The following is a 26,549-nucleotide window of genomic DNA, read 5'->3' as shown; positions in this document are numbered from 1 at the left end:
GTGGGGGGCGGGGTGGGGGTTAGGGGAGGGTCCAGATTTGGTTGCCGGTGGCGGCGCAGGTCCAGATCTGGAGGCGGGTGCCGTCGGCGGTGCCGAGGTCCTTGGCGTCGAGGCACTTGGCGGACTGGGGGTTGCGGAGGTTGCCGTTGGACTGGGGTTGCCAGACCTGGGCACCGGAGCCGTTGCAGTCCCAGAGCTGGATCAGGGCGCCGTTGGCGGTGGAGCCGCTGGTGATGTCCATGCACTTGCCCAGCGCGCGGATGGTGCCGTCGGTGCCGACGGTCCAGGTCTGCGCGTTGGTGCCGTTGCAGGTGTAGAGCTGGATGGCGGTGCCGTTGGCGGTGCCGGCGGCGGCGACGTCGACACACTTGCCGGAGGCCTGGCCGACGATCCGGCCGGTGCGGCCGCCCGGAGGCGGCGACGACGGCGGCGTGGTGCCGCCGATGGCGACCTCGTAGATCGCGCTGACCAGCGACCTGGAGTCGTTCTTGTCCTGGGACAGCTCCCAGTTCATGATGCCGCCGGCGTTGGCCTTGGCCCACGCGGTCTTGCTGCGGATGGTCGGCAGGCCGTTGTAGCACTGCTGCACCCCGCCGACCGTGGTGCAGTCGCGGTTGGCGTTGGCCGGGTCCATGTCGACGAGCTGGCTGTACGTGTAGTACGTCGGGCGGCTGTAGAACGGCACGCCCAGCACGGCCTTGCTCGCGGGCAGGCCGCGGGACTTCCACGAGTTGACCGCGTTGATCGACCAGTTGTAGTTGGCGTGCGGGCTGCCGCCGTCGTACGCCATGATGTTCAGCCAGTCGACCGCGCTGAACACCGCGGGCTGCACGAAGTTGGCGGTGCTGCCCTCGGACACCACGGCGGCGGTGAGCAGCTTGCCGCGGGTGTGCATGGCGGTGCTGAGCTGGTTCATCAGCGCCGTGAAGTTGTTGCTCTCGGCGGTGGTGTCCGGGTATTCCCAGTCGATGTCGACGCCGTCGAGGTTGTACTGGTTGACGAGGTTCACCAGGTTGTTGACGAACGCGGTGCGGGCCGTGGCGTTGGCGGCCAGGTCCTCGAAGGCCTGGTCGTTGCCGTCGTTCCAGCCGCCGACGGCGATGGAGACCTTGGTGTTGTTGGCGTGGCCCAGCGAGACCAGCGAGGACAGCTTGGACGGGTTGTCCAGGCCCTGCAGGCTGCCGTTGGAGTTGGGCAGGATGAAGGCGTAGTTGATGTGCGTCAGCTTGCCGTACTGGACGGCGTTGACGTCGCCTGCCCACGAGGGCATGTAGCCGACGCTCTTGAAGCCGTTGGGCAGCACGACCGCCTGGGCCGTCGCCGGGGCGAGCGCGACGGCGACGCCGACGGCCGCGGTGGCCAGGGCGATGCCGGCCGCGGCCCAGCGGGCTCGGCGGGATGCGGGGATGTCGGACATGGGGATCCCTTCGGTGTCCGGTGCCGTGGCGGCGCATCGTCACGGCACATCGACTGACCGGCTGGCGGGTGCGCCCCTCCCCGGTGCGGCCTGGGCAGGCGGCGGCCGGGGGCACGCGACGGTCCGGCTAGGTGCGGTTTCGGACGAGGAAGCGGCTCGCTCCGAGTGGTGCGGATGAAGTTTAGTAAACTTAACTATCTAATGCAATGAATGCGGGCCCGCGCCTGGCGGAAGCGTCGGCGGCGGGTGTTACTGTCCCTCGTCCCTGACCCGATGCGGCCCGGCGGAGGCAGCGCATGACGATCGGCTCCCACATCACGACGTTCGCCGGCCGACCTGTCGCGGAATATCCCGCCGACCTGGGCAAGGCGTCGCGCGCGGGCACCGCGTGGCGACTGGAGGACCCGGACTACGACAACAGCGGGCAGTTCCAGGAGCGGCTGGAGGCGCTGGCCGCCGAGGACTGGGCCAACCAGGTCACCGCCCTGGTCATCGGCAACTGGGGCGGCGCCTACGAGAGCGCACCGCCGATCGGCCTGCTCGCCACCGTGCTGCCGCGGTTCACCCGGCTGCGGGCGCTGTTCCTCGGCGAGATGACCTACGAGGAGTGTGAGATCTCCTGGATCCAGCACTCCGACATCACCCCGCTGCTGGAGGCGCTGCCGGGGCTCGAAGTGCTGACCGTGCGGGGGGCCACCGACCTGAGCCTCAAGCCGCTGCGGCACCCGTCGCTGCGCGAGCTGACCATCGAGTCCGGCGGCCTGCCCGCCGACGTCGTGCGCGCCGTCGCCGAGTGCGACCTGCCCGCGCTGACCCACCTGGAGCTGTGGCTCGGCACCGAGAACTACGGCGGCGACGCCGACGTCGACGACCTCGCCCCGATCCTCGCGGGCACCCGGCTGCCCGCGCTCACCTCGCTGGGCCTGCGCGACGCCGAGATCGCCGACCTGGTCGCGGTGGCGCTGGCGGGCGCGCCGGTGGTGGCCCGGCTGCGGGAGCTGGACCTGTCCCTGGGCATGCTCAGCGACGAGGGCGCGGCCGCGCTGCTGGCCGGCCAGCCGCTCACCCACCTGCGCAAACTGGACCTGCACCATCACTTCATCAGCGCACCGGTGCTGGAGCGGCTGACCGCCGAACTCGGCGCGGCCGGCGTGGAGCTGGACGTGTCCGGGGCCGACGAGCGCGACTGGTCCGACCGCTACATCGCGGTGTCCGAGTAGATGCACGTCACCGTCGTCGGCAATCCCGGCAGCCGCCGCGTCACCCTGTTCGCGGCCGCGGCGGTGCGCGCCGGGCTGGCCGAACCCGAGATCGTGTCCTGGCGGGACGTGCTGTCCGGCGTCCCGCTGCGGCTGCGCCCCGGCGCCGCCGTGCGCGTCGAGTCCCCGGGCGAGGACGCCGAGGTGGACCGGCTGCTGCGCGGTGCCGCCGCGGCGGCCGAACCGGGCGAGATCGTCGGCGGGCGTGCCTGGTACACGGGCTTCGCCGCCGCCCTGGACCGGGTCGCCGACGCCGCCCGCGACCAGGGCGCGCACCTGCTCGCCGACCCGGCCGAGATCCTGGTGATGTTCGACAAGGCGGCCTGCCACGCCCGCCTGCTCGCGGCGGGCATCCCCGTGCCCGCGGCGCTGCCCGGCGCCCCGGCGAGCTGGGCACAGCTGCGGTCCTGGCTGGACGAGGCCGGCTGGCGGCGGGTGTTCGTGAAGCCGTGCCACGGCTCCTCGGCGTCCGGGGTGATCGCGCTGCAACTGGGCAGCGGCGGCCGGATCCTGGCCACCACCTCGGTGGAGCTGTCCGGCGGGCGGCTGTTCAACTCGCTGCGGGTGCGGCACTACCGCGACGAGCGCGACGTCGCCGCGATCGTGGACCGGCTGGCCCCGGACGGGCTGCAGGTGCAGCGCTGGCTGCCCAAGGCCGGGCTGGACGGTCGCGTCGTGGACCTGCGCGTGGTGACCGTGGCCGGCGAGCCGTCGCACGTGGTGGTGCGCGGCAGCCGCTCGCCGATGACGAACCTGCACCTGGGCGGCGTACGCGGCGACCTGTGCGCGCTGCGGGCCGCGGCCGGGCGGCACTACGCCGAAGGGCTGGACACGTGCCGGGCCGTCGCGGCCTGCTTTCCCGGGAGCCTGCACACCGGCGTCGACCTGATGTTCGCGGCGGGCTGGCGCTCGCACGGGGTCGCCGAGGTCAACGCGTTCGGCGACCTGCTGCCCGGCCTGCACGTCGACGGCCGCGACACCTACGACGCCGAGGTCGCCGCCCTCCTCACCTGCGCCCGCACCGGAGCGTCCGCGTGAGCCCTCGCGCCCACCCCGCTGTGCCGCTGCAGTTTCGGGGAAACTGCACGAATCTTGGCCTGGATTGCTGCAGTTTCCCCGAAACTGCAGGGCCCTGCCGCGGGGAGGCGACGTGAGCGTCGACATGGCGTCCATGGTGGGGACGTTTGACATCGCGCTGGTCACGGTTGACACGTTGCGGTATGACGTCGCCGCGGGGGAGGCGGCGGCGGGGCGTACGCCGAACGTGGCCCAGGTGCTGCCCGGCGGGCAGTGGGAGGCGCGGCACACCCCGGCCAGCTTCACGTACGCGGCGCACCACGCGTTCTTCGCGGGCTTCCTGCCGACGCCGGTGACCCCGGGACGCCACGAGCGGCTGTTCGCGGCCCGCTTTCCCGGCAGCGAGACCACCGCCGAAGGCACCTGGGTGTTCGACGCGCCCGACCTGGTCACCGGGCTGGCCCGAGCGGGATACCACACGCTGTGCCTGGGCGGGGTCGGCTTCTTCAACCGGCTCTCGCCGCTGGGCAGCGTGCTGCCGGACCTGTTCGCCGAGGACCACTGGCGGCCCGCGTTCGGGGTGACCGAACCGGACTCGCTGCGCCACCAGCTCGACCAGCTCGAAGAGAGCGTGGTCGCCGCGCCCGCGGCCCGGCCGCTGTTCACGTTCCTCAACATCTCGGCCCTGCACCAGCCCAACCGGCACTACCTGCCCGGCGCGGCGCAGGACGGCCCGGACAGCCACGCCGCCGCGCTGCGCTACGTCGACACCCTGCTGCCGCGCCTGTTCACGCTGCTCACCTGGCGTCGGCGGCCGTGCTTCGTGGTGCTCTGCGCCGACCACGGCACCGCGTACGGCGAGGACGGCCACCAGGGCCACCGGGTCGGGCACGACGTGGTGTGGACGGTGCCGTACGCCGAGTTCACACTGTCGCCCGGGGAGTGGTGACGGTGCTGGACGGTTCGCCGTACCAGGGTTACCTGTACGCGTACCCGCACAAGACGGCGTACCGGCCGCTGCGGCCGCGCCCGGAGCTGCGCGACGTGTGGGCCGGGCAGCCCCGCGACGCCCTCTTTCTCTACCTGCACATCCCGTTCTGCGAGATGCGGTGCGGTTTCTGCAACCTGTTCACCCGCGCCCAGCCGCCCGCCGAGCAGGTCGGGGCATACCTGCGGCAGCTGCGGGTGCAGGCCGAGCAGGTCGCGGCGGCGCTCGGCCCGGCCCGCTACGCCCGCGCCGCGATCGGCGGCGGCACCCCCACCCACCTGACCGCCGACGAGCTGGCCGAGCTGTTCGCGATCACCACCGGCGTGCTCGGCCTGGACCCGGCCGCGGCGCAGCTGTCCGTGGAGACCTCGCCCGCCACCGCCACCCCCGACCGGCTCGCGGTGCTCGCCGCGCACGGCACCCACCGGGTCAGCATGGGCGTGCAGAGCTTCCTGGACAGCGAGGCGCACGTCGCGGGGCGGCCGCAGCGCCGCGCCGAGGTCGACCGGGCCCTGACCGCGCTGCGCGACGCGGCGTTCCCGCTGCTGAACGTCGACCTGATCTACGGCATCCCCGGCCAGACCCGCGACACCTGGACCTACTCGCTCCGCGAGGCGCTGACCTGGCAGCCCGAGGAGATCTACCTCTATCCGCTGTACGTCCGCCCGCTGACCGGCCTGGGCCGCCGGGAGGGCCTGCTGCCGCCGTCCGGCCCGGTCGCCGCCGTGCCGGATCACGATCCGGCGCCCGCGCCGGACCGCGACGCGCCATGGGACGCCCAGCGCCTCGACCTCTACCGGCACGGCCGTGACCTGCTGCGCGAGGCCGGCTACCGGCAGCTGTCCATGCGCCAGTTCCGCCGCGCCGACGTGCCCGACCCCGACGGCGCCGACTACTGCTGCCAGGACGACGGCATGGTCGGCGTCGGCTGCGGGGCCCGGTCCTACACCGCCGACCTGCACTACTCGTTCGACTACGCGGTGAGCGTGCGCGAGGTGCGCGCCATCATCGACGACTACCTGTCCCGGCCCGCGCACGATTTCGCCCGCGCCGAGTTCGGGTTCACGCTCGACGGGGGCGAGCAGCGGCTGCGCTGGCTGGTGAAGTCGCTGCTGCGGGCCGAGGGCGTCGACCTGCCCGGCTACGCGAAGCGGTTCGGGTCCACGGTGGACTCCGACTTCCCGCACCTGGCCGAGCTGGCCGCACGCGGCTGGGCGGTCGGCGACGGCGAGCGGCTGGCGCTGACCGACGAGGGCCTGGCGCACGGCGACGCGGTCGGGCCGTGGCTGGTGTCGGGGCCGGTGCGGGCGGCGATGGCGCGGGCGGTGCTGCGGTGAACCTGCTGCTGCTGTATCGCGGCCCGCTGGCCAGCTGCAACTTCGACTGCCCGTACTGCCCGTTCGCGAAGCGGCGCGACAGCCGGGCGCAGCTGGCCGCGGACCGGGCCGCACTGGCCCGGTTCACCGACTGGGTGACCGCCAACCCCGCCGGGGACACGCTGTCGGTGCTGTTCACGCCGTGGGGCGAGGGGCTGACCCGATCCTGGTATCGCGACGCGCTGGTGCGGCTGTCGCACCTGCCGCACGTGGCGAAGGTCGCCATCCAGACCAACCTGGCCGGGCGGCTGGGCTGGGTCGCCGACGCCGACCCGGCCCGGCTCGCGCTATGGGCCACCTACCATCCGGGCCAGGTCAGCCGCGAGCGTTTCCTCGCCGCCTGCGCGACGCTGCGCGGGCACGGAATCAGGCATTCGGTCGGCATGGTCGGTTTGCCGGAGCACCACGCCGAGGCGGTCGCGCTGCGGGACGAGCTGCCCGAGTCGACGTATCTGTGGATCAACGCCGCCGACGGGCACGCCTACGACGCGCCCGCCGAGGCGGCGTGGACGGCGGTCGACCCGCTGTTCGGATACAGCGTGCGCCCGCACGTCTCCGCCGGGCACGAGTGCGGCGCGGGGGAGACGTCGCTGTCGGTGCTCGGCGACGGCACGGTGCGGCGCTGCCATTTCCTGCCCGAGCCGCTGGGCAACCTCTACGACGGCAGCTACCGCGCCGCGCTGCGGCCCCGCCCGTGCGGCAAGGCCACCTGCGACTGCCACATCGGGTACGTGCACCTCAAGCGCCTCGGTCTGCACCAGGTCTTCGCCGGCGGGGTGCCCGAACGCATCCCCGCCGGGCCTCCGCCGACCTGGGGTGTGCCGGCCTCGGTGCTCAGGTCTGCTGCTCGGGCTGGTACTCCCGCGACCTGAGGCCGAACGACCAGGCCACGCCCTGCCGGGCGGTCTGCATGTCGGGCGGCACGCGCAGGAAGTAGGTCCGGAAGCTGCCGTCGGGCTCGGCGGTGGCGTTGACCACCTCCACCATCACCAGCGGCTCGTCGCCGGGCAGCTCGACCCGCCACAGCTTGCCGAAGGTATCGGACTGCGTCGCGACCGCCCCGGAATCGCGCAGGTAGCGGTCGAACCCGAAGTGTTCCAGCATCACCCGGCGCATCTCGGCATTGGACTCGCGGCGGATCCGCTCGACGGTCAGCGTCGGCAGCTCGGCGGCGATCTCCGCGGGCATCGGCATGCCGCTCCACGCGTGCAGGCCGAAGCCGTCCGGGTAGGACAGCGCCGGGCCGTCGCCGTGGTGCAACCGGCCCAGGTTGTCCCGGTGTACCGCGCGCGGGCGTTCGGTGAGGATCGCGACCTGCTCGAACGCCCACCACCAGCCCGCGCTGCCGGCCACCCGGGCCAGGCCGTCCACGTCGGGGTGGCTGTCGAACGCGCCCAGCCACGCCGCGTCGTGCTGGCCGTAGATCACGTCGAGCAGCGCATCCTGCTGCGCCTGGGCGAACTCGCCGGCGCCGGCGCGGAACTGCTCCGTCAGCCGGGTGCGCAGCGGCGTCGCGAGCTGGTCGACGAGTTGCTGCCAGGGCCGCCGGGCGGTGGCGGCCCAGTGCCGGGCGAAGCCGACCGCGCCGCGCTGCTCGGCCAGGGCGGCCCGCGCCTGCGCCCACGGCCGGGTGCGCACCTGCGGGCGCACGCTGCGGCCGAGTGCGAGGTCGCCCGGGCGGACGCCCTGTGCGGCCAGCGCCTCGCGGACCTTCCCGTCGCCCGCGAGCCCGGTGCGCAGCATCGCCACCGCCGTCGCGCCCGCCGCGGGCGAGTCCAGCCACAGCATGCGCTGCGGGGCGGGCAGTCCCGCCAGGGCGTACGCGATCCGCACCCCCGCCTCGGCACCTGCCCGGTCGGCGGGTTCGGTGCTCAGGCCGGTCGCCATCCAGCGCTCGGCCCGCGCGGCCAGGGCCATGTCCTCGTTCCGGCGCGCCTCGCGCCGGTTCGGCCGCTGCTCACCGCTCATGCTCGGGGCCTGCGTGGTCGCCGTCATCTCCGTGCTCCCGTCCACGCCGCGCTCAGTCCGCGACCGGGCGGATCGCGCCCGGGAAGTACTCACGCTGGCGGACCACCCGGTATGCGCCCGGGGCCAGGGAGATCGGCCCGTGCTCCTCGTGCACCAGGCGGCCGTAGCCCTCGATCAGCAGGAACAGCCGGCCCGGGTCGTCGGGCGGGCACAGCATCGCCACCCGCTCGCCGGTCACCACGTGCGCGTGGCCGGTCGCCTCGCCGAGCGCCAGCACCATCCGGTTGCGCCGGTCCCGCGGCGCGGGCATCAGATCGGCGGGCAGCTCCTCGCGCGCGATCGGGACCACCAGCACATCGCCCTGCCGAAACATATCCCCACACTCCACAGCCGACGTTGATGTCGCGGTGACGCTAACGAGCGGGTACGACACCGCCGTCCGCGGGGAACAGCTCCTCCAGCACCAGGGCGACTCCGTCCTCGTCGTTGCCGGCCGTGACGCGGTCTGCCCCGGCCAGCGCCTGCGGATGGGCGTTGGCGACGGCGACCCCGATCCCCGCCCAGCGCAGCACGGGCACGTCGTTGGGCATGTCCCCGAACGCGATCACCTGCGCGGCGTCGACGCCCCAGCCCTCGCACAGGCGGGCCAGGGTGTCCGCCTTGGACACCGAGGCGGCGCTGATCTCCAGCATGCCCCGGCCGCCGGAGTAGGTGACCGTCACGTCCGGCACGAGCGCCTGCAGCCGCGTCATCAGCACGTCGGTGACCGGGGCGGCTGACCAGGCCAGCAGCTTCACGCAGCTCTCCGCCTCGGCCCACAGCGCGACCAGGCTCGCCACCGGCACCCGGACGATGCTGCGCGAGCTGACGTGGTCGAAACCGGGGGCGATCAGCGCCCGGTGCCCGGTCTCCACCGCGAACCCGACGCCGTCCAGGGCCGGGGCGAGCACGGCCGCGACCCGTTCGGCCACCTCCAGCGGCAGCGGGCCGACGATGACGATCTCGCCGCTGGCCAGGTCGTACGTGATCGCGCCGTTGGAGCACACCGCGACTCCCGTGATGCCCGCCGTCCCGGCGATCTCGTGGACCTCCCGCGGCGGCCGCGCGGTGCAGATGACGACTCGCGCACCGGCCCGGTCGGCCCGGCGCAGGGCGGCCGATGTGCGGGCCGAGACGGTGCCGTCCGAGCGGAGCAGGGTGCCGTCAAGGTCGACGGCGACGACGCGGATCATCGCCGGACCCTATCGCCATGATCGCCGGACTTGCCAGGCAGGTGGGCGAAAGCGACGTCAAGATTCGCACACCTGCCTGGCAAGTCGAGTGATCACCACGATCGTCCCGAAGGTCGGCGGCGGTCGGGTCGTCGATCCGGGCGGGCCGGCCATGGCAGACTCGGGTCATGTCGATGTCCGGCCTGCGGATGGTCGTGTTCCTGTGCGCCGGTGTGGCCAGTGCGGCGACCGGGCTGCTCGCCCTGGTCACGAGCGTCGGCGTCGCCTATTACACGGTTTTCGGGATGGTGCTCGGCTGTGCCGGCGCGGTGCTGGCCTGGCTCGGGCTGGCCGACCTGCGCCCCGGCCCGATCGTGTGGGCCGCGGTGGCGGTGCTGGCGGTGATCGGGCTGCTGGCGAGCCTGCTGGTGGTACGCGAGGACATCTGCTGCATGTTCGGCTACCACCGCGGGCTCGGCTACCCCTGGGGGTGGCTGGACAGCGGGGCCGACGCCGCGACCCTGGACGAGATCGAGGAGATCGCCGCCTCCCCCGAGCGCCTGCCGCTGCACCTCGATCCGTTCAAACTGCTGCTCGACGCTCTGTTCTGGACCCAGGCCGCGGTCCTCGCGGTGATCCCCGCGGTGCTGGTGCTGCGCGGGGCCCGGCCCGACCGCCCGGGTGACCATGAGGTTGTGCCGCCGACACGCCGTCGAGCCGTGCCATAGGTTCATGATCACCCGGGTGGGGTGAGGTCACCAGTCGGAGTTGGCGGCGCCCAGGCCTAGGCGGATCTGGTCGAACTGGTTGCCGTCGTTGTCGTCGGTGAAGGTGAGGGCGATCTCGCCCCAGGGCGAGACCGCGACGGTGGGTTGTTCCTGGCGGCCGGTGGTGACGTCGGAGTAGAACTGGGCGGGCAGGCGGCCGGCGGTGGTGCCGTCGGGGTTGAACCCGCGGGCCCAGACGTCGAGGCCGTTCGCCGGGATGGACCAGCCGACGACCACGTTGGCCTGGTCGTCGATACCGGTGCTGGGCGCGGTCGCGCCCGGCTGCGGGGACACCTCGACGTCGGCGTGGCGCGGGGTGCCGGCCGAGGTGAACGAGCGCGTCCAGACCGTGGGGGCTCCGGTGTGGTCGGACTCCCAGGCGACGGTGAACTCGCCGGTCGTGTTGGCCGCCACGGACGCGTTGCGCTGCTGGCCGTCGGCGGTGGCGTTGGCGGTGCGCCGGGACAGGGTCACCGCGCCGTTGGCCTTGGCCAGCCGGACCAGCCCGATGTTGTCGAAGCCGTTGCCGTCGCCGTCCTCGTTCCACACGACGGTCGCGTCGCCGGCGGCGGACACCGCGACGTCGGGCCGGTGGTGTGCGCCGGTGGTCTGGCTCGCGGTCACCTCGTACGCCTTGGTGGTCACGCTGGTGAACCCGGCGGCCTTGACCGTGGCCGGGCTCGGGTCCTGGATGTCCTCCCAGACCACGGTGAACGCCACCGCGCTCGGGCTGCTCGGGGTGCCGTCGGGGTCGACCGCGACCGCGGGCTGTATCTGCTGGCCGGTGGCGGACGCGTTGGCGTTGCCGGAGCCCAGCACCGTGCCGGTCGGGGAGACCACCCGGTAGGGGATGTTGTAGAAGCCGTTGCCGTCCGGGTCGTCGGCCCAGACCACCACGGCGTTGCCCTTGTCGTCGAGGCCGACGTCGGGCGACAGGTGCCGCCAGGCGGTGCCGGTGGTGCCGCCCGCGGAGAGCTTCAGCTCGTACACGGCGACGCCGTCGCGGAACAGCCGCAGGAAGATCTCGGAGTGGGCGGCGTCCTCGGGCCCGGTGCTGTCGCGGTCGTCCTCCCAGACGACGGCGACGTGGCCGGACCGGTTCGTGGCGACGGCCGAGACGTCCTGGTCACCGGTGGCAGTGCTGTTGGCAGTGGTCCAGGTGACCGAGGTGGGCGTCAGCGCGGCCATGGCGCGTGCGGCGAACACCGGCGACGCCGACGGCGCACCGGCCGCCCCGGCCACGCTCGCCGATGCGGCGGTTGTGCCCGGGGCCGGGGCGGCTGCCGCCGGGGTGGCGGCGGCAGCCGCGAACAGCGCCGCGGTCGCGGACAGGGCCAGGGTGGTGAGGGCTTTCATGTGGATCTCCTAGACCTGCTGCAGGCCGGGCAGGCCGTCCTGGATGACGTACGAGCGCAGCGTGGACACCGCGGCCCCGTGCTCGGTGACCGCGCCGACCGCGCGGAAGTCGGCGCGCACCTGCGCCTGGCTGATGGTGGTGCGCACGTAGCCGCGCCGGTCGGCGTAGAACTTCAGGTGCGGGTTGGTGGCGGCGTTCGGGATGGTCGTGGTGGCGCTGCCGTCACCGCCGGAGCTGATCGAGGTGCAGACCAGCTCGGTGCCGATGGTCGCCGAGTTCGGGTTGGCGTAGTCGGCCTTGAGCTCGTTGGCCCAGGACTTGTGCACGTCACCGGTGAGCACCAGCGGGTTGCGCACGGCGCGGTCGCGCCAGCCCTGCTGGATGCGGGCGCGCGAGCCGCGGTAGCCGTCCCAGGCGTCCATGCTGGCGGCTCCGGCCGCGTCGAACTGGCGGGCGAAGAACACCTGCTGGCCCAATACATCCCAGGTGGCGTGGTGCTGGGCGAGGCCGTCGAGCAGCCACGCCTCCTGCGCCGGGCCGGTGAGGCTGCGGGCGGGCAGGTCGGCGTCGGCGCACACCTTCCAGCCGTCGCCGCAGGCCTGGTCGTCGCGGAACTGGCGGGTGTCGAGCATGTGGAAGGTGGCCAGCCTGCCCCAGCGGATGCGGCGGTACAGCGGGATGCTGTTGCCGTTGGGCGTCTGGGCCGGGCGCAGCGGCATGTTCTCGTAGTAGGCCTTGTACGCGGCGGTGCGGCGGGCGGTCCACTGCGCGGCGGTCAGCGCGGGGGAGCTGTCGGCGCGCACGTTGGTGGCGTAGTTGTTCTCGACCTCGTGGTCGTCGGGCACCACCAGCCAGGGTGCGGCGGCGTGCGCGGCCTGCAGGTCGGGGTCGGACTTGTAGAGGGCGTACCGGCGGCGGTAGTCGGCCAGCGAGACGATCTCGGCGCCCGCGTGCTCGCGCACCGAGCCGGCCGTCGCGCCGCCCTCGTAGATGTAGTCGCCCAGGTGCAGCACCAGGCCGGGGTTGTCCTCGGCCAGGCGGCGGTACGCGGTGAAGTAGCCGGCCTGCCAGTTCGAACAGGACGCGAACGCCATCACCAGGTCGCGGCCGAACGTGGTCGGGGCTGGGGCGGTGCGGGTGCGCCCGACCGGCGAGATGTGGCCCTGCGCCCGGAACCGGTAGTAGTAGTCCGCGTCGGCGGCCAGCCCGCCCGCGATCACGTGCACCGAGTGCGCGTCGGCGTAGCGCGCGGTGACCTGTCCGGAGGCGGCCAGCGTGCTGAACGAGCCGCTGGTGGAGACCTGCCAGTCGACGACGACGTCGGCGTTGGCCATGCCGCCCTGCCCGTCGGCGTTGAGCGGGGTCGGGGCCAGGCGGGTCCACAGCACGACGTTGTCGGACTCGGGGTCGCCCGAGGCCACGCCGAGCTTGAACGGGTACGGGGCGGCGGCGAAGGCGCTCGCGCCGGTCAGGGCGGTCCCCGCTATCGCGAGTCCGCCGAGGACGAACGTACGGCGATGGAGTGATCTCATGCGCCGGACATTCACGGACGATGATTAACGTGATCCGTTGGACCGTTGAACCACGGATTACGGGCGGCCGTCACTCCGTCGTGTCATGTCGTCATGTCCGACCGTTCTGCGAGGATGCAGCGTGGACCGGGCGCGACCCACGCGAACCATGACGATCAAGGAGGATTCGAATGGCTTCCCGACTCAACCCTTACATCAGCTTCAACGGCAACGCCCGTGAGGCGATGGAGTTCTACCAGGGCATTCTCGGCGGCAACCTGACGATGAGCACGTTCGGCGAGTTCGGCGACAAGGACGCGCCGTACGCCGACCAGATCATGCACGCGCAGCTGGAGTCCGACGCCGGCTACACCCTGATGGCCTCGGACACCCCGCCCGGCATGGCCTACCACCCCGGCGACAACATCACGGTCAGCCTCAGCGGCGACGACGGCGACAGGCTGCGCGGCTACTGGGAGAAGCTGTCCGAGGGCGGCACCGTCGGCGTGCCGCTGGAGAAGCAGATGTGGGGCGACGAGTTCGGCGCCCTGAAGGACCGCTTCGGCATCAACTGGATGGTCAACATCGCGGGCTCCTGAACCCGCCTCTGCGGCGTCCCGCAACGACACAGGCCGACCGGGCGAGCTCGCCCGGTCGGCCTGTGTCGTCACCAGGTCAGCTGGTCTCGCCCGCGACCGAGAACGAGCGCAGCCGCTGCGTGGCCAGCCAGGTGCCCAGCACCGTGAAGACGACCGTCATGACGGCCGCGACGGCCGTGGAGACCGTGGTCGTGAACAGCTGCGACCCGGACAGCTCGGCGGCGAACTTGATGACGAAGTGCTGCACCGACACGGTGCGGGTGCCCGCCACCAGGTTGCTCAGCAGGCCCTCCCAGATCACCACGTAGAGCAGGCCGACCAGCACCGGCCGCCGGGTCACCACGCTCAGCGCCAGGAACAGCGCGCTGTACGCGATCGCACCGGCCACGCAGGCCAGCGCGAACCCGAGCCCCAGCTCGGCGCCGCCGATCATGGTGGCCGCGACGAACATCGGCACCGCGATCGTCACTGCGCTCACCGTCGCGGCCACCACCAGCTTGGCCAGGATGATCCGGCTGCGCGGGATGGGCTTGGTGAGGATGTGCACCACGGTGCCGTCGTCGATCTCCGAGCCGAGCACGCCGGTGCCGACGATCAGCGACACCAGCGGCAGGATCACGGCGACCCCGAGCCCGATCAGGACACCGTCGATGAGGTCTGCGGCCGGGGCGTCGAAGCCCAGCCCGACCGCGGTGACGCCGATCAGGATGAGCGGCATGGGCAGCAGCAGCCAGGACCGGCGGCGGCCGAGCAGGCCGCGGGCGGTGATCCAGGCAATGGTCATGTTCATCGCGGTGCTCCCTATGCCGAGACCAGGTAGGAGAAGACGCTTTCCAGCGACTCGTCCGAGGGGATGAGCTGGCGCACCCGAACCCCCTCGTCCAGGGCGATGCGCGGCAGCGCCCGGGTGAACGTGCCGTAGTCGCCGGCGTGCACGGTCAGGCCGTCCTTGCCCAGCGTCACGCCGGCCACGGAGTCCGAGGCCATCAGCGCGACGGCGAGCCGCCGGTCGTCGCTGGAGCGGATCGCGAACACGTGCGGGCGGTGCGTCATCAGGCGGCGGATGGTCCGGTAGTCGCCGGAGGCGGCCAGCCGGCCCGCGACGATCACCTGCACGGTGCCGGAGACCTGCTCGACCTCCTCCAGGATGTGCGAGCTGAACAGCACGGTGCGGCCCTGCGCGCCGAGCCGGTGCAGCAGGTCCATCATGTGCATGCGCTGGCGCGGGTCCATGCCGTTGAACGGCTCGTCGAGCAGCAGCACCGCCGGGTCGTGCACCAGCGCCGCGGCCACCCGCATCCGCTGGCGCATGCCCTTGGAGTAGGTGTCCATCCGGCGGTCCTGCGCGTCGGCCATCTCGACCAGCTCGATCGCGCGCCGGGTCGCCGCGTCGGCGTCGGGCAGCCCGTGCAGCTTCGCGCTGGCCCGGACGTACTCCTTGCCGGACAGGAAGCCGTACACCGCCTCGCGCTCGTTGACCAGGCCGAGCTTGCGGTAGATCGCGGGGTTGCGCCAGGTGGCGTCGCCGTCGATCAGCACCTCGCCGCGGGACGGGGCGAGGAAGCCCGCCATCATGTGCAGCAGGGTCGTCTTGCCCGCGCCGTTCGGGCCGAGCAGGCCGGTCACGCCCGGCCCGAGGGTCATCGTCACGTCGTTGACGGCGACGACGTTGCCGTACCAGCGGGACACCCCGCGCAGGTCGAGGTCGCTCACAGTGCTGCCTTTCGTTCGCGGCTTGCGGTGCTCCACTTCGTTGCGCTCCTCGCGCTCACAGGGAAACCTTCCGGTAGCGCAGCACCAGCAGCGAGGTGCAGCCGGCCACGAGCAGCAACGTCACCAGGCCGTACACCGGCCCGTACGGGCCGACCTCGAACGAGGTGCCGTACAGCCACTGGCGCACGCCCTCGGGCAGCAGGAACGGGCTGAACATCGGCGCGATCTGGGCCATCGGCCCGTCGCCGCCGAGCGCCATCAGCAGACCGACGACCGGTGAGGTGACCATGAAGACGACCACGATCGCGCCCGCCGCGAACGCCCGGCGGCTGGCGATCGAGGCGATCAGCACCGCGAGGCTGCTGAAGATCAGCGCGTACAGGGCGGAGACGACCCAGCCGCCGAGCAGGCCCCGCGCCTCGGCCGCGATGCCGGACGCGTCCGCGGCGGTGAACGCCGAACCCAGGAAGATCAGCGTCTGCGGCCCGGCCAGCAGCAACCACACGGCCACGACCAGCGCGGCGAGCTTGGCCAGCGCGTAGTCCGAGCGCCGGATCGGGCGGGAGAAGTACAGCGGCAGGGTCTGGTTGCGCAGGTCCCGGGAGACCAGCTCCGGCGCGACGACGGCGAGGAACACCATGGCCACCACGCTGATCGTCGACGGCAGCTGCTGGTAGCTCAGCACCATCTCCCCGGTCTGCGCCTTGATCGCGACCACGACGACGGCCAGCGCGGAGACCATGCCGATCACGATCCACGGAAAGATCTTGGCCTTGGCGCTGCGGCCGAGCCCGAACGCGATGCGCAGGCCGTGCTCGAACAGCGAGCGGGCGGCGTAGCCGCGGCCCAGCCGGGTGCCGGTGTAGCGCTGGTAGCCGATGTCGTGGATGACGCTCTGGTCAGACATGGCTCACCTCCAGGGACGGGGTCGGGGTGGCGGTGGAGAACAGCTCGGCCACCCGGTGGCGGCGCTGGTCGAGACGGTGCAGCGGGAGGTCCAGTTCCGCGACGGTACGCAGGACCAGGTCGTAGGTGGACTCGTCGGCCAGCGGCACCAGCAGCATGCGGCCCTCGGCGGTGGCGGTCAGTCCCCGCTGGGTCAGCGCCGCCGAGAGCTCGGCGGTGCCCTCGGCGACCTCGATGGCCAGCACGTCGGTGCCCGTGGTCATCGCGTCGATCCGGTCGGCGCGTAGCAGCCGCCCACCCTCGATCGCGATCAGCGAGTCGCAGATCCGCTCGATCTCGCCGAGCAGGTGCGAGCAGACCACCACGGAGATCCCGAATTCGGTGCCGATGCGGTGGATCAGCGTCAGCATCGCGTCGCGCCCGGCCGGGTCCAGGCCGTTGGTGGGCTCGTCGAGCAGCAGCAGGTCCGGGTCGTGCACCAGGGCCTGGGCCAGCTTGACGCGCTGCTTCATGCCGGTGGAGTAGCCGCCGATCTGGCGGTAGCGCTCCTCGTACAGCCCGACGTGGCGCAGCGCCTCGGAGGCGCGCTCGCGGGCGACGGTGCGCGGCAGGCCGGTCATCCGGCCCATGTGCGTGACGAACTCCGCCGCGATCATGTCCGGCGGCAGGCAGTCGTGCTCGGGCATGTAGCCGACGCGGGCACGCACCTGCTCGCCCGCGGTGGTCGGGTCGAGGCCGAGCACCTCCACCCGGCCGCTGGTCGGCGCCAGCAGCCCGAGCAGGGTTTTTATCATCGTGGACTTGCCGGCGCCGTTGGCGCCGACCAGGCCGATGATGCCCGGCTCGACAGACAGGGTCAGGTCGGACAAGGCGGTCACCCCGCCCGGATATGTCTTGGTCAGCGACTGGGTCGCGATGAGGGCCACGCCGCCAACCTAGACCCCCGACCGCGACCGGCAGATCAGGTGTCAACCCTGGTCTCGACCCTGAGCCTGACCTGAGGCACGGGAGCGGAACCTCGCTCGCTCGACAGTCGCGTACGCCGTACGGTACGGTGTACGTCGAACGAGCGGGAGGAGCCTGCACATGGCAGAGCCGGCGATATCGGCGGACGGGATCCGCAAGACGTATCGAGGAGCGCAGACCCCGGCACTGAACGGATTCGATCTCGAAGTGCCCAGGGGCATGGTGTACGGCCTGCTCGGCCCGAACGGGGCCGGCAAGACCACCGCCGTGCGCATCCTGGCCACGCTGATGCGCCTCGACGCGGGGCGCGCGGTCGTGGCCGGGCACGACGTGAGCACCGACGCGGCCCGGGTGCGGCAGCGCATCGGCCTGGTCGGGCAGTACGCCGCCGTCGACGAGATCCTCAGCGGCCGGCAGAACCTGGTCCTGTTCGGCCGCCTCAACCACCTCGGCCGGGCCCGCGCCGCGACCCGCGCCGACGAGCTGTTGCAGCGGTTCGGCCTGGCCGAGTCCGGCGGCAAGCCGGTCGCGAAGTACTCCGGTGGCATGCGCCGGCGGCTCGATCTCGCCGCGAGCCTGATCGTCTCGCCCGAGGTGCTGTTCGTGGACGAGCCGACCACCGGCCTGGATCCGCAGGGCCGCCAGGAGGTGTGGTCGGCGCTGCGCGAGCTGGTCGCGGGCGGCACCACCATCCTGCTGACCACGCAGTACCTGGAGGAGGCCGACCAGCTGGCGCACCGGATCGCCATGCTGTGGCACGGCCGGGTCGTCAGCGAGGGCACCCCCGACGGGCTGAAGGCCACCATCGGCGACGACTGGATCGACCTGGCGTTCGCCGACGCCGAGCAGGCGCGCCGGGTCCTGCCCGCGGTGGCGGCGCACGCCGACGGCGAGCCGCGCGCCGACGAGCACCGGATCAGCGTGCCGGTGCGGCAGCGCACCAAGGCACTCATCGCCATCAGCACGGCGCTGGCCGCCGAGGGAGTCGAACCGGTCGAGGTCAACCTGCGCCGGCCGACCCTGGACGAGGTGTTCCTCGACCTTCACCGCAAGCAGGGCGACAAGCAGGAGGTGGCGGCATGACGGCCGTGCTCGGGGAGACGTGGGTGCTCGCGCGCCGGGAGCTCACGCACTGGCGGCAGCAGCCCGTCGGGGTGATCGTCAACTGGCTGTTCACCGTGATGATCGCGCTGATGTTCGGCGGGCTGTTCGGCGGGGCGATCGGTGCGGACTACTTCGACTACCTGATGCCGGGCATGTTCGCCCTCACCATGTTCTTCGGCGTGGAGGCGACCATGACCGCGGTGTCCACGGACGCCGCCAAGGGGGTCACCGACCGCTTCCGGTCGCTGCCGATCAATTCGGCGTCGGTCGTGCTAGGACGCTGCCTCGCCGACCTGATGAACTCCGCGGTCGGCCTGGCGGTGCTGGTCGGCGCGGCCGCGGCGCTCGGCTGGCGCTGGCACGAGGGCCTGGCCGGCGCGCTCACCGCGTTCGGCCTGCTCCTGCTGCTGCGCTTCGCGCTGCTGTGGGTCGGCATCTTCCTCGGCCTGGTCGTGAAGGGACCCGAGTCGGTGATGATGGTCCAGATCCTGGTCTGGCCGGTGGGTTTCCTGTCCGGCGTCTTCGTCGATCCGGCGACGATGCCGTCCTGGCTGGGCGCGATCGCCCAGTGGAACCCGCTGTCGGCCACCGCCGCCGCCGCCCGTGACCTGTTCGGCAATCCCGGCCTGGTCCCTGACCACGCCCTCCCGCTCGCCGTGCTGTGGCCGCTCCTGCTCACCGCGATCTTCCTGCCCCTCTCCGTCCTCCGCCACCGCCGCCTCGGCTCCTGACGAAGGAAGGGCACCTTCTTATCGGTTTCCGATGTAGAAGGTGCCCTTCCCAACAGCTGTGCCGCAGGGAGCGGCGGTCAGGCCGGCGACGCGCTCATGCGTCGGCGAGGGCGGCGTCGAGGACCTGCTGGTACGTCGTCCGGGACGGCAGATGGGTCAGCAGGTGGCGCATGTTGCGGTCGGCATACCGCACGTCCTGCTCGCCGTGCGCGCTCAGGGCCACGTCGACCTGCCCGGCGACGTAATTCAGCAGGCCCGTCGCCGCGCCGCGGAACGTGTCGAGACTCAGCGGCGGCAGCGCACCGGACCGTGCGCGATATCCCGCCAGCAGGGCACGGGCGCCGGCGGCGTTGACACCGCCGTTCGGGTCGACCGCCCAGGAGGCCAGCGCCGCGGACAGCTCCCAGGCCGGTGGCAGCCCGGCCGCGTGCTCCCAGCCGGTGAGGATGAGGCACCCGCCGGAGCCGAGCCGAACGTTGCCGGGGCTGACGTTGTTGTGGCACTGGACCGGCTCCGGCACCGCCGCCCCCTGCCCGACCGTCTCCAACCCGGACAGCACGGGCACCGCCGCGACCAGCGCCGGAGCCCAGTCGAGGCCCTTCGCGGCGACGACGTCGGCGAGTTCCGCCCAGCTCCTGGTCCACAGCCGCACCGAACTCCACGGGCAGAGACCGCTCGCGGGGAAACGCAGGCCGTGGAGGACGGCGAGCGTGTCGCCGACCATCCGGGTGATCGGCGCGCTGACCGGCGCGGCCAGCGGCGGCCCGGAGTGCCGCCACTCGTAGACGCGCCACAGGCTGCCCTCGACCAGCTCGACCGCGGCGCCGGAGACGCTGCGGACCGGGGCGGGCAACGTCACGCCCGCCCGTGCCGCGGCCTCCTGGAACCGGGTGTTCTCCTCGCCGTCGGTCACCGGGAACACGTCGTCGACGGTGCGCGGAGCCCACCGGCCGCGAGCGGTCTCCAGTGCCCAGCGCCGGCCCATCTCGTCGGGTCGCGACACCGAGCGCATCGGGCCGGTCACCTCGCCGAGGCCGAACCGCGCCGCGAGCTGCCTGGCCAGCGCGGGATCGGCGACCTCGGCCTGCCCGCGCCGGTGGTCGACCTCGGCCTTGAGCTCGGCCCAGGTGCGGAACCCGTACTGCTCGGCCAGCGACGCCTGCGCGTCGGCCAGCGCCGCCCGCGGATTGCCGTCGCGCAGCCCGGTGAGCAGGTCTTTGGCCTGCCGGCGCAGGTGGTCGAGGTCGGGGTTGTCGGGCAGAGTCTTCATCGGAGCACCCTCCACGCCCGGACTCGCACAGGCGGATGAGAGCGTCGGCAAGCGTCGCCCAACCTGATGTCAGGCGGGGTGGCTTCGAGCCTTCCGGCGAGTCTCGGCGCGTACCCGAACGCGCTGGATCGAGGCTAGCCGAACCCACCGTGGCATTGTCAAGGCCCGCTCACGGGAGAGCGTCGACGACGTCCCGGGGCAGCCGGGGCCGGATGTCGTCCAGGATGGCCCGGTAGAACGCGCCCGTCGGGTCGGCGAGCTTGCGGTGAACGCCGTCGCGGACCGCGTACACCGTGTCGGGGGTGACGCGGAGCACGGGGTGGGGACCGCCGGTCGGCGTGACGACGAAACCGCGGAAGCCGAGCGGGGCGGCCGGCTCGGGCGCGTCCTGGAATTCGGCGGCCCGGCTGTCCAGGTCCTGGTGGATCCGCTCGGCAACGGGGGTGCTCAGCGCAGTTTCGGGGTTCTCCCGGCCGGAGAACAGATCCACCGACACCTGGTACGCGGTCGGCTCCGGTTCACCGAGCGCGGGTGAGCACGCGGTGGCGCCGGCCGCCAGAACCAGTGCGAGCAGGCCTGCGGTGATCGTCTTCGAACCCGGCATGGGCCCCCTCACCGGTCCGCTAGTGCCGACGCCGTCCAGTATGGGCGTTCGGCACCGCGAACGCAGGTCACGGTCTGGCGGTCGCGATGGTGACGTGCTCGCTGCCGGTCGACCCGGCCAGGCGCCGCCCGATCGACCCGGCGATCCGGCCGGCCTGCGTCTTCGCCAGCTCGGCGACGGGGCCCGCGTGGCGGTCGTCGACGGTCGCCCGCCACAGCAGCAGCCAGCGGTCGAAGTGGACCTGCTCCAGCCGCACCAGCCGGTTGAGGTCGAAGTGCACCTGCAGCGCGTTGCGGCGGTAGCTGCCCGTGCGCAGCAGCACCGTCTCCCAGAAGTCGGTCATGATCGGCAGGTGCGCGGGGAGGTCCATCCGGGCGACGTCGATGAAGATCGGGCCGAGCAGGTCGTCGGCGTACACCCGGGTGTAGAAGTCGGTCACGACGCCGGTGACGTCGGCTCGGTCGGTGATGTCGGTGCGCACGGGCTCCTCCTTTTTTACTATGGCCATCGTATATATTCGGACCGTGGCTGACGATATGACCTACGGCGCACTCGCGGTGGCCAGCCGCCGCCGGGTGCTGGAGGTGCTGCGCCGGGCCGGCACGCCGCTGGACGCCGTCGCGCTCGGTCAGGCCACCGGGCTGCACCCGAATACGGTCCGTTTCCACCTGAAAGTCCTGATCGAGGCCGGTTACGTGGTGCAGGCCAGCGCCCCGCGCGGCGGTCCCGGCCGCCCGCAGGCGGTGTACGCCGAGGTGGCGCCCGCCGCCGAGGCAGGCGGCTACGCGCTGCTGGCGGAGATGCTCGCCGGCCAGCTCGACGACCGCGACGGCTCCGCGCTGGCCCAGCGCGCCGGCCGCCGCTGGCTGCACCGCACGGCCCCCGCTGCCGCAGCCGTGCCGGCGTCGACGGGCCCGGAGCGCGCTGCGGCGGACCCGGTCGCCGCGCCGCCCGGTGCGGGCGCGACGGCCACGCTCGACGAAGCCGCGGTACGGGCCACTGCCCTGTTCGCCGAACTCGGCTTCGATCCCGTGCGCACGCCGCATGACGGGGCCGCCCGGATCGAGCTGCACGCCTGCCCGTTCCTCGACGTGGCCCGGCGGCACCCCGACGTGGTGTGCGGCGTGCACCTGGGGCTGCTGCGCGGCACCGTCGACGGGCTCGCGCCGCAGGCGTTCGACGCGGAGCTGTATCCGTTCGTGCGGCCGGGCGTGTGCGCCGCCGAGATCAGGCGCAGGGAGTCGCGGTGACCAGGGTCCGTGCCGTCGCACAGGTGGCGGTGCCGTTCGTGTGGTTCGGGATGGTCGCCGCCATCTCGCTGCTGGAAGCCCCGTTGAAGTTCCGCGCCCCCGGCGTCACCACCGCGCTCGGGCTGGGCATCGGCCGGCTGGTCTTCCGGGCGCTCAACATCGCAGAGTTCCTGCTGCTCGTCATGTTCACCGTCGCGCTGCTGGGGGTCGTGATCGGCCGGTGGCGCTGGGCCGTCACCGGTGGGCTGTGGGCGCTGCTGCTCACGCAGGCGCTGGTGCTGCGCCCGCTGCTCGACCAGCGCGCCCAGCTGATCGTCGACGGCGGCCACCCGCCGGAGTCGGCGCTGCACCTGGCCTACATCGCGCTGGAGGGGATCAAGCTGATCGCGCTGCCGGTGCTGGGCGTCGGAATGCTCCTGGGGATCATGCCGACGGCAGGCCGAAACGAGGTCGTCCGGGCGGCCAGGGCGGCACACTGAGCGCCGGACCGCGCGCCGGACGCCGCTGTCTGCCCTGCTTTATTCCGTTGGCCGCACCAGGTGAAGCGCCGATACTGTCGCGATGTTCTCCGATGCCGACGCCGCCGCCCTGTATGACCTGCTGAACCCATGGGACGGAACGAGGTTCGCCGGTGACGCGTTCTATGACGACCTGGTGCTGTCCGCGGACGCGGTGCTGGACGTCGGCTGCGGTACGGGCGGCATGCTGCACCGGGCCCGCGAGGCCGGTCATCGCGGCCGCCTGGTCGGGCTCGACCCGGATCTCGCGGCACTGGACCGGGCACGTCGCCGCACCGACATCGAGTGGGTGGCGGGGGTGGCCGCCGAGGCGCGCTGGGACCGTGAGTTCGCGCTGGCGACGATGGTCAGCCACGCGTTCCAGTTCCTCGTCGATGACGACGATCTGCTTGTATCACTGATCGCCATCCGAGCCGCGTTGCGCGAGAACGGCCGGTTCGCCTTCGAGACACGCCATCCGCAGGCGCGGGCCTGGGACGACTGGAACCCCTCGAACGCGGCCGAGGTCGTGGACGCGCACGGCCGCGCCCTGCGGGTCTGGCACCAGGCCGAGCAGGTCGGCGACGTGGTCAACCTCGTCGAGACGACCAGCGGGCTCGACGGCGAAGTGCTGCGGGTCGACCGTTCGCGCCTGCGCTTCCTCGGCGTGCCGGCGCTGGGGGCGTTCCTGGCCGAGGCCGGCTTCGTGATCGAGGCCCAGTACGGCGACTGGCAGCGCGGGCCGGTCACCCGCACGAGCGGTGAGATCGTCACGATCGCACGCCGCGGGTAGCGCCGTTGCGGCACGCCGTCCCGGGTGCGGCCCACCCGGGACGGCGTGTCCGGCCGGTCACGCCTCGCCGGCCGCCGGTGCCGTCTCGGCCTGCTCGACCTGCTGGATGAGCTGTTTGAGGTGGGTGATCTCGTCGCGCAGGGCGGTCTGCCCCGCGGGGGTGAGGGTGACCCAGGTGCGCGGGCGCTTGCCCTCGTAACCCTTCTCGATCTGGATCAGCTCGGCCTTCTCCAGCACGGTCAGGTGCTGTCCGAGGTTGCCGGCGGTCAGTTGCAGGGTGGCGCGCAGAAAGCCGAACTCCACCTGGCGGGCCTGGTGAGCGATGGTCAGGATGCCCAGCCGGACGCGCTGGTGGACCACGTCGTCGAGGCCGTTGGTCGGATGGTCGGTCATCACGCCTGAACCTCTGCGGTCGGGCGGCACAGGGCGAAGGCCGCCGCGCCCAGCAGCAGCACCGCTGCCGGGACGAGCAGGTGCGGCAGGAAGAACCACCGCGACGACGCGTGGATGACCTGGCTGCCCATGACCGCGCCGATCGCCAGGTAGACGAGGCTGAACGCCAGCAGCGCCCAGTGGCGTTCGACCCACGCGAGCACCAGCAACGCCAGCCCGATCACCGCTATGGGGCTCACCAGACCGTTGACCAGCCAGGCGACCGGCCCGGCCGGGACCTTGACAGTGTCGGAGAACGGGTCGGCGGGCAGGGGGAGGAGCGGATGAAACGTCAGCCAGCTCGACGCCGCCGCCATCAGCAGGGCCAGCACGACACCGACGATGACGTACGGGCGGATCGGGGTGCCCACACCGCGCTGCCGGGACTGCCTGACGTAGAAGCCTGCGATCGCCGCGTAGGCGAGCAGCAGCGCGACCGTCCAGTACCCGAGTTCCGTCGGGCTGGGCGCCGGGCAGACCGTGTGCTCCGCGTCCGAACGGCAGGCGTCGAACACGTCGAGGTAGGGGGCGTACCGGTAGACGGGGATCGCGATCAGGGTGATCACTGCGAAGACCAGCAGCGGGAACCAGGTGCCACGCTGGGCGACGCGTACCTGGCGCGTCAGGTCGCGCACGGTCGCCAGGAGCTCGTGAGGGTCACTCGCCTGGGAAGCGGACTCGTGTGTCATGCAGTTAGCTTTGCATCACAGACCTTTCTGCGCAAGAGAACGTTCTCAACGATCCGCTCGCACCCCCCGACAAGCAGAAGGAAGGGCACCTTCTTAACGGACGTCCGTTAAGAAGGTGCCCTTCCTTTGTTCTGGTCAGTCGGTGGCTGCGCCGGCGAACTGGGCCTCGTAGAGGCGCGCGTAGGCGCCGCCGGAGGCGATCAGCTTGTCGTGCGAGCCGTGCTCGACGATCGAGCCGTGCTCCATCACCAGGATGACGTCCGCGTTGCGGATGGTGGACAGCCGGTGCGCGATGACGAAGCTGGTCCGGCCGCTGCGCAGCGAGTTGAGCGCCCGCTGGATGAGCACCTCGGTGCGCGTGTCGACCGAGCTGGTCGCCTCGTCGAGGATGAGGATGCTCGGCTCGGCCAGGAACGCCCGCGCGATGGTGATCAGCTGCCGCTCGCCGGTGCTGAGGTTGGTGCCGTCCTCGTCCAGCACCGTCTCGTAGCCGTCGGGCAGGGTGCGCACGAAGCGGTCCACGTGCGCGGCCTTCGCCGCCTCGATGATCTGCTCCCGGGTGGGGGAGTCCGCGCCGTACGCGATGTTGTCGGCGATGGTGCCGCCGAACAGCCAGGTGTCCTGCAGCACCATGCCGGTCTTGGACCGCAGGTCCTCGCGGTCCATCGCGGCGATGTCGACGCCGTCCAGCGTGATCCGGCCGCCGGTCACCTCGTAGAAGCGCATCAGCAGGTTGACCAGCGTGGTCTTGCCCGCGCCGGTGGGGCCGACGATGGCCACCGTCTGCCCCGGCTCGACGACCAGCGACAGGTCCTCGATCAGCGGCTTGTCCTCGGTGTACCGGAACGCCACGTGCTCGAAGCTGACCTGGCCGCGCAGGTCCTGGACCCGGGCCGCGGGGACCGGCTCCGGGCTCTGCTCGGTCGCGTCCAGCAGCTCGAACACCCGCTCCGCCGACGCGACACCGGACTGCACCAGGTTGGACATCGCGGCGACCTGGCTCAGCGGCTGGCTGAACTGGCGGGAGTACTGGATGAACGCCTGCACGTCGCCCAGCGACAGCGAGCCGGACGCCACGCGCAGCGCGCCGACGACCGCGACCAGCACGTAGTTCAGGTTGCCGATGAAGAACATGGCCGGCTGGATCATGCCGGAGATGAACTGCGCCTTGAAGCCCGCGTTGTAGAGCGCCTCGTTGTGCTCCCGGAACCTGTCGGCCGCCTCCTGCTGCCGCCCGAACACCTTGACCAGCGAGTGGCCGGTGTACATCTCCTCGATGTGGGCGTTGAGCTTGCCGGTGACGGCCCACTGCGCGATGAACTGCGGCTGCGCCTTCTTGCCGATGCGCATCGTCACCCACACCGAGATCGGCACGGTGACCAGCGCGATCAGCGCCAGCAGGGGCGAGATCCAGAACATCATCGCGAGTACGCCGACGATGGTGAGCACCGAGTTCATCAGCTGGCTCAGCGACTGCTGCATCGTCTGCGCGACGTTGTCGATGTCGTTGGTGGCCCGGCTGAGCACCTCGCCGCGCTGCTGGCCGTCGAAGTAGCTCAGCGGCAGCCGGGACAGCTTCGTCTCGACCTGCTCGCGCAGCGCGTAGACGGCGCGCTGCACCACGGTGGTGATGATCCGGAACTGCATCAGGGAGAACAGCGACGCGGCGACGTACACGCCGAGCGCGACCATCAGCACCCGCCCGAGCGCGTCGAAGTCGACGCCCCGCCCGGGGACCAGGTCCATCGAGGCGAGCATGTCGGCCAGCGTGCCGTTGCCCTGGGCGCGGACCCCGTCGACGACCTGGGCCTTGGTCACGTCCGGTGACAGGTCGCCGCTGACGATGCCGGTGAACAGCACGTCGGTGGCGTGGCCGAGGATACGCGGGCCGATCACCGACAGGCTCACGCCGACGACGCCCAGCGCCACGGCCAGCCAGACGGCGGCGCGGTGCGGCGCCAGCAGCTTGAGCAGGCGGCGGCTGGACTGCTTGAAGTTGAGCGACTTGCCCTGCGGGGGGCCGGCCATCATCGCGCCGGGTCCGAAGCGAGGCCCTGAATCACGGCGTACGGGGGTCTGGGTCACGCCGTCACCTCGCTGCGCTCGGCTCCGTCGTGATGCACG

General features: G+C 72.1%; 28 protein-coding genes. 12 read left to right on the top strand and 16 right to left on the bottom strand.

All coding sequences use genetic code 11. From position 1 onward, the window contains the following. Positions 1-19: 19 nt before the first annotated feature. Positions 20-1,417, bottom strand: coding sequence for a glycosyl hydrolase family 18 protein (locus HAV39_RS37180; protein WP_191843840.1), 1,398 nt, complete (start codon positions 1,415-1,417; stop codon positions 20-22). Between the two features lie 296 nt (positions 1,418-1,713). Here HAV39_RS37180 and HAV39_RS37175 point away from each other — a divergent pair, with 296 nt between their 5' ends. From HAV39_RS37175 to HAV39_RS37155, 5 genes are all read left to right on the top strand, one after another. Beyond that, positions 1,714-2,637, top strand: a complete 924-nt coding sequence (locus tag HAV39_RS37175; protein WP_191843839.1) for an STM4015 family protein — start codon at positions 1,714-1,716, stop codon at positions 2,635-2,637. Beyond that, a complete protein-coding gene (locus HAV39_RS37170) occupies positions 2,638-3,714 on the top strand; it encodes an STM4014 family protein (protein ID WP_191843838.1) in 1,077 nt (358 codons plus the stop codon). Positions 3,715-3,826: 112 nt separating this feature from the next. Continuing rightward, a complete protein-coding gene (locus HAV39_RS37165) occupies positions 3,827-4,642 on the top strand; it encodes an STM4013/SEN3800 family hydrolase (protein WP_239120393.1) in 816 nt (271 codons plus the stop codon). Then, positions 4,639-6,018, top strand: coding sequence for an STM4012 family radical SAM protein (locus HAV39_RS37160; protein ID WP_244958917.1), 1,380 nt, complete (start codon positions 4,639-4,641; stop codon positions 6,016-6,018). The genes HAV39_RS37165 and HAV39_RS37160 overlap by 4 nt, the downstream gene beginning before the upstream one ends. Continuing rightward, the gene (locus HAV39_RS37155; protein ID WP_191843837.1) at positions 6,015-6,929 is read left to right on the top strand and encodes an STM4011 family radical SAM protein; all 915 of its coding nucleotides are present in this window, start codon (positions 6,015-6,017) and stop codon (positions 6,927-6,929) included. Before HAV39_RS37160 ends, HAV39_RS37155 begins: the two co-directional genes overlap by 4 nt. Here HAV39_RS37155 and HAV39_RS37150 read toward each other — a convergent pair. Genes HAV39_RS37150 through HAV39_RS37140 form a run of 3 tightly spaced genes read right to left on the bottom strand, consistent with a single transcriptional unit; the run spans position 6,892 to position 9,257 of the window. After that, a complete protein-coding gene (locus HAV39_RS37150) occupies positions 6,892-8,052 on the bottom strand; it encodes a DUF6745 domain-containing protein (protein WP_239120394.1) in 1,161 nt (386 codons plus the stop codon). The genes HAV39_RS37155 and HAV39_RS37150 overlap by 38 nt on opposite strands. A 25-nt stretch (positions 8,053-8,077) precedes the next feature. Then, a complete protein-coding gene (locus tag HAV39_RS37145) occupies positions 8,078-8,398 on the bottom strand; it encodes a hypothetical protein (protein ID WP_191843836.1) in 321 nt (106 codons plus the stop codon). A 40-nt stretch (positions 8,399-8,438) separates the two neighbouring features. After that, complete coding sequence (locus tag HAV39_RS37140) at positions 8,439-9,257, bottom strand: HAD family hydrolase (RefSeq protein ID WP_191843835.1); 819 nt, start codon at positions 9,255-9,257, stop codon at positions 8,439-8,441. A gap of 167 nt (positions 9,258-9,424) precedes the next feature. Between HAV39_RS37140 and HAV39_RS37135 the strand changes: the two genes are divergently transcribed. Beyond that, a complete protein-coding gene (locus HAV39_RS37135) occupies positions 9,425-9,964 on the top strand; it encodes a hypothetical protein (protein WP_191843834.1) in 540 nt (179 codons plus the stop codon). Between the two features lie 27 nt (positions 9,965-9,991). Here the strand turns inward: HAV39_RS37135 and HAV39_RS37130 are convergent, their stop codons facing one another. Further along, complete coding sequence (locus tag HAV39_RS37130; protein WP_239120395.1) at positions 9,992-11,359, bottom strand: hypothetical protein; 1,368 nt, start codon at positions 11,357-11,359, stop codon at positions 9,992-9,994. Positions 11,360-11,368: 9 nt separating this feature from the next. Beyond that, positions 11,369-12,892 carry an alkaline phosphatase D family protein gene (locus tag HAV39_RS37125; RefSeq protein ID WP_191843833.1) on the bottom strand — a complete coding sequence of 508 codons (1,524 nt, stop codon included), beginning with the start codon at positions 12,890-12,892 and terminating at the stop codon, positions 11,369-11,371. A gap of 170 nt (positions 12,893-13,062) precedes the next feature. Here HAV39_RS37125 and HAV39_RS37120 point away from each other — a divergent pair, with 170 nt between their 5' ends. Further along, entirely contained in the window at positions 13,063-13,470 is a 408-nt protein-coding gene (locus HAV39_RS37120; protein ID WP_191843832.1) for a VOC family protein, read from the top strand. Between the two features lie 76 nt (positions 13,471-13,546). On the opposite strand, the gene HAV39_RS37115 is transcribed toward HAV39_RS37120, so the two are convergent. Genes HAV39_RS37115 through HAV39_RS37100 form a run of 4 tightly spaced genes read right to left on the bottom strand, consistent with a single transcriptional unit; the run spans position 13,547 to position 17,015 of the window. Beyond that, positions 13,547-14,260, bottom strand: coding sequence for an ABC transporter permease (locus tag HAV39_RS37115; RefSeq protein ID WP_120315335.1), 714 nt, complete (start codon positions 14,258-14,260; stop codon positions 13,547-13,549). Between the two features lie 11 nt (positions 14,261-14,271). Further along, positions 14,272-15,219, bottom strand: a complete 948-nt coding sequence (locus HAV39_RS37110) for an ABC transporter ATP-binding protein (protein ID WP_373311669.1) — start codon at positions 15,217-15,219, stop codon at positions 14,272-14,274. A gap of 19 nt (positions 15,220-15,238) precedes the next feature. Next, a complete protein-coding gene (locus HAV39_RS37105) occupies positions 15,239-16,090 on the bottom strand; it encodes an ABC transporter permease (protein ID WP_191843831.1) in 852 nt (283 codons plus the stop codon). Then, the gene (locus HAV39_RS37100) at positions 16,083-17,015 is read right to left on the bottom strand and encodes an ABC transporter ATP-binding protein (protein ID WP_120315332.1); all 933 of its coding nucleotides are present in this window, start codon (positions 17,013-17,015) and stop codon (positions 16,083-16,085) included. Before HAV39_RS37100 ends, HAV39_RS37105 begins: the two co-directional genes overlap by 8 nt. A 160-nt stretch (positions 17,016-17,175) precedes the next feature. Here HAV39_RS37100 and HAV39_RS37095 point away from each other — a divergent pair, with 160 nt between their 5' ends. After that, complete coding sequence (locus tag HAV39_RS37095; RefSeq protein ID WP_191843830.1) at positions 17,176-18,138, top strand: ATP-binding cassette domain-containing protein; 963 nt, start codon at positions 17,176-17,178, stop codon at positions 18,136-18,138. Then, on the top strand, positions 18,135-18,890 hold the full coding sequence (locus HAV39_RS37090) for an ABC transporter permease (protein ID WP_191843829.1): 756 nt from the start codon (positions 18,135-18,137) through the stop codon (positions 18,888-18,890). Before HAV39_RS37095 ends, HAV39_RS37090 begins: the two co-directional genes overlap by 4 nt. Positions 18,891-18,984: 94 nt before the next feature. Here HAV39_RS37090 and HAV39_RS37085 read toward each other — a convergent pair whose 3' ends face one another. The 3 genes from HAV39_RS37085 to HAV39_RS37075 all read right to left on the bottom strand — a co-directional run bounded on the left by HAV39_RS37085 (position 18,985) and on the right by HAV39_RS37075 (position 21,245). After that, positions 18,985-20,160 (bottom strand): phosphotransferase, encoded by a 1,176-nt coding sequence (locus tag HAV39_RS37085; RefSeq protein WP_191843828.1) that lies wholly within the window; start codon positions 20,158-20,160, stop codon positions 18,985-18,987. 169 nt (positions 20,161-20,329) lie between these two features. Then, positions 20,330-20,764 (bottom strand): hypothetical protein, encoded by a 435-nt coding sequence (locus HAV39_RS37080; protein WP_191843827.1) that lies wholly within the window; start codon positions 20,762-20,764, stop codon positions 20,330-20,332. A 67-nt stretch (positions 20,765-20,831) separates the two neighbouring features. Continuing rightward, a complete protein-coding gene (locus HAV39_RS37075; protein WP_203736156.1) occupies positions 20,832-21,245 on the bottom strand; it encodes a group III truncated hemoglobin in 414 nt (137 codons plus the stop codon). 43 nt (positions 21,246-21,288) lie between these two features. Between HAV39_RS37075 and HAV39_RS37070 the strand changes: the two genes are divergently transcribed. The 3 genes from HAV39_RS37070 to HAV39_RS37060 all read left to right on the top strand — a co-directional run bounded on the left by HAV39_RS37070 (position 21,289) and on the right by HAV39_RS37060 (position 23,304). Beyond that, positions 21,289-22,014, top strand: coding sequence for a helix-turn-helix transcriptional regulator (locus HAV39_RS37070; protein ID WP_191843825.1), 726 nt, complete (start codon positions 21,289-21,291; stop codon positions 22,012-22,014). After that, complete coding sequence (locus HAV39_RS37065) at positions 22,011-22,493, top strand: hypothetical protein (protein ID WP_203736157.1); 483 nt, start codon at positions 22,011-22,013, stop codon at positions 22,491-22,493. The genes HAV39_RS37070 and HAV39_RS37065 overlap by 4 nt, the downstream gene beginning before the upstream one ends. A gap of 82 nt (positions 22,494-22,575) precedes the next feature. Beyond that, positions 22,576-23,304, top strand: a complete 729-nt coding sequence (locus HAV39_RS37060; RefSeq protein WP_191843824.1) for a class I SAM-dependent methyltransferase — start codon at positions 22,576-22,578, stop codon at positions 23,302-23,304. 57 nt (positions 23,305-23,361) lie between these two features. Here HAV39_RS37060 and HAV39_RS37055 read toward each other — a convergent pair whose 3' ends face one another. The 3 genes from HAV39_RS37055 to HAV39_RS37045 form a co-directional block, all read right to left on the bottom strand. Next, the gene (locus HAV39_RS37055) at positions 23,362-23,697 is read right to left on the bottom strand and encodes a winged helix-turn-helix domain-containing protein (protein ID WP_191843823.1); all 336 of its coding nucleotides are present in this window, start codon (positions 23,695-23,697) and stop codon (positions 23,362-23,364) included. Beyond that, positions 23,697-24,371, bottom strand: coding sequence for a hypothetical protein (locus tag HAV39_RS37050; protein WP_191843822.1), 675 nt, complete (start codon positions 24,369-24,371; stop codon positions 23,697-23,699). The genes HAV39_RS37055 and HAV39_RS37050 overlap by 1 nt, the downstream gene beginning before the upstream one ends. 189 nt (positions 24,372-24,560) lie before the next feature. Then, on the bottom strand, positions 24,561-26,456 hold the full coding sequence (locus HAV39_RS37045; RefSeq protein ID WP_191843849.1) for an ABC transporter ATP-binding protein: 1,896 nt from the start codon (positions 26,454-26,456) through the stop codon (positions 24,561-24,563). Positions 26,457-26,549: the final 93 nt, after the last annotated feature.

Source organism: Catellatospora chokoriensis (assembly GCF_011297315.1).
GTDB classification, from domain to species: Bacteria; Actinomycetota; Actinomycetes; order Mycobacteriales; family Micromonosporaceae; genus Catellatospora; species Catellatospora citrea.
Note: the sequence above shows the minus strand (reverse complement) of the source record. Positions and strands in the feature narration are given on the sequence as shown.

Bases quoted from the DNA above. Each gene is read 5' to 3' on its own strand.
- HAV39_RS37180 (WP_191843840.1), bottom strand. From the start codon at position 1,417: ATGTCCGACATCCCCGCATCCCGCCGAGCCCGCTGGGCCGCGGCCGGC.
- HAV39_RS37175 (WP_191843839.1), top strand. From the start codon at position 1,714: ATGACGATCGGCTCCCACATCACGACGTTCGCCGGCCGACCTGTCGCG.
- HAV39_RS37170 (WP_191843838.1), top strand. From the start codon at position 2,638: ATGCACGTCACCGTCGTCGGCAATCCCGGCAGCCGCCGCGTCACCCTG.
- HAV39_RS37150 (WP_239120394.1), bottom strand. From the start codon at position 8,052: ATGACGGCGACCACGCAGGCCCCGAGCATGAGCGGTGAGCAGCGGCCG.
- HAV39_RS37145 (WP_191843836.1), bottom strand. From the start codon at position 8,398: ATGTTTCGGCAGGGCGATGTGCTGGTGGTCCCGATCGCGCGCGAGGAG.
- HAV39_RS37140 (WP_191843835.1), bottom strand. From the start codon at position 9,257: ATGATCCGCGTCGTCGCCGTCGACCTTGACGGCACCCTGCTCCGCTCG.
- HAV39_RS37135 (WP_191843834.1), top strand. From the start codon at position 9,425: ATGTCGATGTCCGGCCTGCGGATGGTCGTGTTCCTGTGCGCCGGTGTG.
- HAV39_RS37130 (WP_239120395.1), bottom strand. From the start codon at position 11,359: ATGAAAGCCCTCACCACCCTGGCCCTGTCCGCGACCGCGGCGCTGTTC.
- HAV39_RS37125 (WP_191843833.1), bottom strand. From the start codon at position 12,892: ATGAGATCACTCCATCGCCGTACGTTCGTCCTCGGCGGACTCGCGATA.
- HAV39_RS37120 (WP_191843832.1), top strand. From the start codon at position 13,063: ATGGCTTCCCGACTCAACCCTTACATCAGCTTCAACGGCAACGCCCGT.
- HAV39_RS37115 (WP_120315335.1), bottom strand. From the start codon at position 14,260: ATGAACATGACCATTGCCTGGATCACCGCCCGCGGCCTGCTCGGCCGC.
- HAV39_RS37105 (WP_191843831.1), bottom strand. From the start codon at position 16,090: ATGTCTGACCAGAGCGTCATCCACGACATCGGCTACCAGCGCTACACC.
- HAV39_RS37095 (WP_191843830.1), top strand. From the start codon at position 17,176: ATGGCAGAGCCGGCGATATCGGCGGACGGGATCCGCAAGACGTATCGA.
- HAV39_RS37090 (WP_191843829.1), top strand. From the start codon at position 18,135: ATGACGGCCGTGCTCGGGGAGACGTGGGTGCTCGCGCGCCGGGAGCTC.
- HAV39_RS37085 (WP_191843828.1), bottom strand. From the start codon at position 20,160: ATGAAGACTCTGCCCGACAACCCCGACCTCGACCACCTGCGCCGGCAG.
- HAV39_RS37080 (WP_191843827.1), bottom strand. From the start codon at position 20,764: ATGCCGGGTTCGAAGACGATCACCGCAGGCCTGCTCGCACTGGTTCTG.
- HAV39_RS37060 (WP_191843824.1), top strand. From the start codon at position 22,576: ATGTTCTCCGATGCCGACGCCGCCGCCCTGTATGACCTGCTGAACCCA.
- HAV39_RS37055 (WP_191843823.1), bottom strand. From the start codon at position 23,697: ATGACCGACCATCCGACCAACGGCCTCGACGACGTGGTCCACCAGCGC.
- HAV39_RS37045 (WP_191843849.1), bottom strand. From the start codon at position 26,456: ATGATGGCCGGCCCCCCGCAGGGCAAGTCGCTCAACTTCAAGCAGTCC.